At 35.3% G+C, this 1,492-nt stretch carries 2 protein-coding genes; both read left to right on the top strand.

The annotated features are described in order from the left end of the window. A partial coding sequence (locus tag HMPREF3027_RS09325; protein WP_210400702.1) for a hypothetical protein occupies positions 1–211 on the top strand: 211 nt, incomplete at its 5' end. Between the two features lie 332 nt (positions 212–543). Then, a complete protein-coding gene (locus tag HMPREF3027_RS09315) occupies positions 544–1,344 on the top strand; it encodes an immunity 49 family protein (RefSeq protein WP_070708382.1) in 801 nt (266 codons plus the stop codon). The last annotated feature ends 148 nt before the right edge of the window (positions 1,345–1,492 follow it).

Genomic DNA, 1,492 nt, shown 5'->3' with positions numbered 1-1,492 from the left:
TCTGCCAAATGTGCTAAAAAGAATGGATGAACTTGTTGCATTTGGAGAATATTGGACTGGAATACTTTGTGGTGGAGTTCCACATCTTTTTGAAGGGCTTATTATTTCAAAATTATGTAATGATCCAAAGATGGATGAGAAAATCGAATATGTGGATAAAATTTTTCCACAAAAGATATCTCAGAATACCTACCAAATTACATTAAACTGAAGGAACAATTACCATCCATTCAACCCCTCTACAATGTATGATAATAGGAGAAATCTATACTTTATTGGTCTATCTTTGTTGTTTATGGGAAGCAAAGCGAATAAAGTACATTTGCAATTCAAAGGAGCATTCAGCCTTACACTCTTTTGGGGATACTACCGTATAAAGTGGGTGTTTAATCATGTATCCGAAAAATTATACAGAAAAGGTGGCATTCATGAAAAACTATCCATAGCAATGGAAAATAAAAATATTGTTGGGCGATATGTTTTCGCGATAGATAAAAGCGATGGGACAAGTTATTTTGTTAAACTTTCAAATGATTTTTGATTATGAGAAATTTGGCGGATATTTATTTTAGTAGCAAAGAAAGAGAAAAACGTTTTTTGACTTACTATTCATTGACTAGTAGTGGAGTTGAAAGATTAAACCAGGACAATTTGATATTTGCTCTATATTCTTTTTTTGAAGAACATAGTCTAACTAAAGCCAAACAATATTTATATAATTGTGGTTTGTTAAGTGCATTTGATATTATTGAGTTTAACGACAGTCAGTTCGTGTATAACCTGCGCTCTATAGGTTATGCCATGTTGAGCGATAATATTCCATTTCTAAAGGAGCGGTTCGCTCATCTTACCTTTACAGACTTCTATCTAGACGATAACACCAGAGAAAGAATAGACCGTACGATGGAGGATCATGTATTGGCAGGCGATGACGGTTGTGTATTTGTTCATACAGTTCAGCAGTTCATATTGGGCAATGAGGAATTGATACAAAGGAATATTGAGATAATGGAAAGAGTGTGGTTTGATGGTAAAAATCAGAACAACACAATGCAATATGATGTAAACTTCTTCAAGGCACTACTGAAAAAGGACAAGGAGAAATGTGAAGTGATTCTACAGGAAATGGTCAGTCCGAAGATTCATCAGAAACGAAATGACGATCCTCTCCTAAAAAAGTATATCTCAATGCCGGCGCTTGGATATGCCAAGCTCGCATGGATACTGGGTATGGAAGTGGAAATTAATAGCAAGCTTATTCCGAAAGCTCTACTTCCAGTACAGCCATTAGAAAAATATGAAGTACCCTACGACTTCTTAGAAAGTATCGCTTTTTATGATTAGATAAGAAATTGTGTCTTCTCTTGAAATAGTTGACATGAAGTAGATGTGGTCTATAGATAAGACGGAGGGTATTTATAGAGGAGTGTTGGCGTTTCTACAGAGGAGTGAAGAGGTTGTCCTCTCCTGAAATAGTAGACACACAAACCAT

Origin of the sequence: Porphyromonas sp. HMSC077F02 (assembly GCF_001815465.1) — a bacterium.
Classification (GTDB): Bacteria; Bacteroidota; Bacteroidia; order Bacteroidales; family Porphyromonadaceae; genus Porphyromonas_A; species Porphyromonas_A somerae.
This window is presented reverse-complemented; position numbering and strand designations above follow the sequence as displayed.